The sequence below is a fragment of the Exiguobacterium sp. AB2 genome, from assembly GCF_000696055.1.
GTDB lineage: Bacteria > Bacillota > Bacilli > Exiguobacteriales > Exiguobacteriaceae > Exiguobacterium > Exiguobacterium alkaliphilum.
The window spans coordinates 1-3,449 of sequence record NZ_JNAA01000086.1; the positions used below are offsets into that span (position 1 = coordinate 1).

Sequence of the window (3,449 nt, forward strand, 5' to 3'; positions counted from 1 at the left end):
AGCGGCCATCGAGAACTACATATCGTTCTACAACCACGATCGTCTCCAGAAACGACTGAACGGCTTGAGCCCTGTCGAATACAGGTCTCAAGCCGCTTAGGCTGGTTTTCATTATTTATCCTGTCTACTTGACGGGGAGCAGTTCACATGGACTCGCCTTCAATCATTAGACGGTTACCGCACCAGCGACTTCTTTCGCGAGTGTCTCGGCTTTCGCTTTCGCGTCAGCGACGATTTCTTCAATCTTGTCTGGGAATTGGTTCATTCCTTCAACCGCAAGCGTCGTCACGTCTGTCACGCCAACGAACGCGAGCGCTTGACGAAGGTATGCGTCAGCGAAGTTAAGGTCAGTTCCCGTGTAGACGCCGCCTGTCCCTTGAATGTGGATCGCTTGCTTGTTCTCGAGAAGACCGACCGGGCCTTGCTCTGTGTAACGGAACGTCTTACCAGCTGAAAGAACGCTGTCGAGGAACATTTTCATGCGGGCCGGGAAGAAGAAGTTCCACATTGGTGTCGCGAAGACGTAAACGTCCGCTTCCATGAACTTCTCGAGCATGCCGTTCATCGTCGCGACTTTCTTCGCTTCTACGTCCGTGAGCGCTTCGCCTGAAGCGAATTTGCCCCATGCGCTGAGGACGTCGCCGTCGATTTCTTGAACGTCTACGTCGTAAAGTTCGATCGCCTCGATGTCGAGCGATGTGTTCTCTTCTTTGAGTGTCGTCATGAACGTCTCAGCGACTTGCTTGCTATATGACAATTCCGTCGGTTTCGGGTTAGCAGATACGTAAAGTACTTTTTTCATAATGGCTTCCTCCATCTATTCAAATCTCTATTTTTTATAACAACAGTTAGAACTATACCAGCTGTATATCTCATCGTCAATTATTTTGATTTCAAGATAAAAATTTATAAAAAACACAGCAGGCTTCATTTGCCTGCCGCGTTATAGCCGACGCGCTTCAACAATTCGATGAGCGTCTCGGTCTCCGACTCACTGAGCGGACCGTAAATGTCTTTGAAAATCTCGATATGCTCGGGGTAGACAACATCCATCAAGCGCTTGCCTGACTCTGTCAACGAAGCGTATGTCACACGCCGGTCAGACGGGCAGGCGACGCGCTCGATGAGCCCTCGTTTCTCGAGCTTGTCAATTACATACGTGACGCTTCCGCTCGTAATCAAAATTTGATCACCAATTTGTTGTAGCGGAGTGTCTCCTCGTTTATACAGGACCGACAGCACACCGAACTCTGTTGAATTCAATTGGTGGCGTCTCAAATCATCTTTCACACGGTCACTGATTGCGTCCATCGTCCGTGCCAAGACGACCCACGCCTTTAACTCAAGGGATTCAATCATGTCGGTTTCACCTCAATTCGTTCTTCGTTTATCTTTAGTATAGCAGGACATGAGCAGTATACGGGCAGGAAAACGCTTCGTCAAGAAACTTCTTCATTGTCCCCTTCTGGCGAAACGTTTAGAATGGAGGTATTGTGATTTTTAGAAAGGGTGGACGGTATGCGTGAGTATTACGAGATTTCATTGACGATCAAACAAGATTACTTGGGTTCGGTCATCGAGTTGTTGAATCGGGAAGGCATCGCCCCGGATTATGCGCTTCGAAAAGAAGGTGCGGTCTTTTTGCTGTTCAATCACTTGCCTTGGTCGAACGTCACACGTGAACCGCATGCGGTCGAGCGCTTCTTGCTCACGCTCCCGCGCACGGACTACTTGTTCGTCAAAACGAAACGTAAATCGCCCGTCCCTGACCATGAGCCGGTCGCCTGCATGGGGGCGTTCGATTCTCCGTTTCATGAGCATTTGAAGATTGAGCTCGCCGTCGATGAGTCGGATGCGAGCCATCTCGATATGTCGGCGTTTCGCCACTACTGAGCAACGGGAAACCGTTGCTTTTTTTATGACTAGCTTTTCCGACAGACGGGAATATAGCACAGTATCTAAACGTAAAAGGGGAATGTCTGAATGGAACCTGTCATGTTAATCGTCAATCCGTCATCTGGAAAAGAGTTAGGAAAAGAACATGCGCCGCATGCCGAGGCAGTGCTGAAAGAGCGATACGGCAACGTCGACGTCCGCTTCACAGAAAAAGCGGATGACGCCACCCACTTCGCACGTGAAGCGGCACAACGCGGTTATCGCGCCGTCATCGCCATGGGCGGGGACGGGACGCTAAACGAGACGGTCACTGGACTCGCCGAAGCCCCGCACCGGCCGGACTTCGGGATTATCCCGCTCGGTACGGTGAACGATTTGGCTCGCGCCCTCGGTGTACCGAGCGATCCGGAAGACGCGATCGAGGCGCTCAAGACGGCTGAACCGACCCCGATGGATATCGGAAAATACGAGAACGGTTATTTCATGAACGTCATCGCCATCGGTCTCATCGCCGAAGCGGTCGATGAGGTGAGCGTCGAGGAGAAGACGAAATGGGGACCGTTCGCCTACCTTATCGAAGGCGTGAAGGCGTTCCGCGAGCACAGCCCGTATTCCCTTTCCGTCCAAGCGGACGAGAAGACGTTTGACGGGGACGCGTACCTTGTCGTCGTCGCCCTCACGAACTCGGTCGGCGGGTTTGAGAACTTTGAGCCCGACGCTGAGGTGAATGACGGCTTGTTGCACGTCTATTTGTTCGAAAGCCTCGGCTTCAAAGATGCGCTCCAACTTGCCCCGGCCCTGTTCACGGGCAAGTTGAAAGAGACGGACAGCGTCACCTCATTCAAGACGAAACGAGTCCATGTCGACTCGCCTGAGTCGCTCCCGGTCAACGCGGACGGCGACACGGGTGGAACACTCCCGCTCACGTTCGAAGTGTTACCAAGTCATCTAAACGTCTTAAAACCGTTGACGTGATGACAGAAGTTTGCCGTTCTATCTAGAAGCAAATGGGGTACGAGAAAGGAGTGGATGGGATGACAATCTCGCTCGTTCCTTTGAAAGAATCGTCACATGACATCGTCAAGACGTTCAACCGCTGGAACAACGATCCCGAAATCGTTCATTTGATTCGACCGGCCCGCTCGGAAGAAGAACTCACCGTCGAGCACAACTTGACGGTCGAGACGTTAGCAGAACGACTCCAGACACACGATATCTTTTTGATTTACGCGGACGACCGCCTCGTCGGTGAAGTGAACGTGATGTATGACGCCGCCCACCTTTACAGCCAAGAGCCTGGAAGCGCCTGGCTCGGACTCGTCATCGGCGAAATGGTCGGCCGTGGCAAAGGCGTAGGGACATATGCGCTCACCCTCTTAGAAGCACGGCTCAGGTCCCAAGGCACCCCGCGCATCGAGCTCGGTGTATTTGCGTTCAATGAAGCGGCCCGGCACCTCTATGAAAAGCTCGGCTACGTCGAGATTGCCCGAATCAAAGGATTCACGTATTGGAACGGAACGTTTCACGACGACATCCGAATGGAAAAACGACTG

General features: G+C 52.2%; 6 protein-coding genes. 4 read left to right on the top strand and 2 right to left on the bottom strand.

Going from position 1 to position 3,449, the window contains the following annotated elements; translation table 11 throughout:
• Positions 1–100: IS3 family transposase (locus tag DI14_RS11250; protein WP_034808622.1), on the top strand; the 100-nt coding region annotated here is incomplete at its 5' end.
• Between the two features lie 66 nt (positions 101–166).
• Here the strand turns inward: DI14_RS11250 and DI14_RS11255 are convergent.
• Both DI14_RS11255 and DI14_RS11260 read right to left on the bottom strand, forming a co-directional pair.
• A complete protein-coding gene (locus DI14_RS11255) occupies positions 167–802 on the bottom strand; it encodes an FMN-dependent NADH-azoreductase (RefSeq protein ID WP_034808624.1) in 636 nt (211 codons plus the stop codon).
• A 125-nt stretch (positions 803–927) separates the two neighbouring features.
• Positions 928–1,359, bottom strand: coding sequence for a MarR family winged helix-turn-helix transcriptional regulator (locus tag DI14_RS11260; RefSeq protein WP_034808625.1), 432 nt, complete (start codon positions 1,357–1,359; stop codon positions 928–930).
• Positions 1,360–1,518: 159 nt separating this feature from the next.
• On the opposite strand from DI14_RS11260, the gene DI14_RS11265 reads away from it, so the two are divergent.
• The 3 genes from DI14_RS11265 to DI14_RS11275 form a co-directional block, all read left to right on the top strand.
• Positions 1,519–1,893 (top strand): hypothetical protein, encoded by a 375-nt coding sequence (locus DI14_RS11265; protein ID WP_034808627.1) that lies wholly within the window; start codon positions 1,519–1,521, stop codon positions 1,891–1,893.
• Positions 1,894–1,983: 90 nt separating this feature from the next.
• Positions 1,984–2,871, top strand: coding sequence for a diacylglycerol kinase family protein (locus DI14_RS11270; RefSeq protein ID WP_034808629.1), 888 nt, complete (start codon positions 1,984–1,986; stop codon positions 2,869–2,871).
• Positions 2,872–2,930: 59 nt separating this feature from the next.
• On the top strand, positions 2,931–3,449 hold a 519-nt coding region (locus tag DI14_RS11275; protein WP_034808630.1), incomplete at its 3' end, for a GNAT family N-acetyltransferase.

Bases quoted from the DNA above. Each gene is read 5' to 3' on its own strand.
- DI14_RS11255 (WP_034808624.1), bottom strand. From the start codon at position 802: ATGAAAAAAGTACTTTACGTATCTGCTAACCCGAAACCGACGGAATTG.
- DI14_RS11260 (WP_034808625.1), bottom strand. From the start codon at position 1,359: ATGATTGAATCCCTTGAGTTAAAGGCGTGGGTCGTCTTGGCACGGACG.
- DI14_RS11265 (WP_034808627.1), top strand. From the start codon at position 1,519: ATGCGTGAGTATTACGAGATTTCATTGACGATCAAACAAGATTACTTG.
- DI14_RS11270 (WP_034808629.1), top strand. From the start codon at position 1,984: ATGGAACCTGTCATGTTAATCGTCAATCCGTCATCTGGAAAAGAGTTA.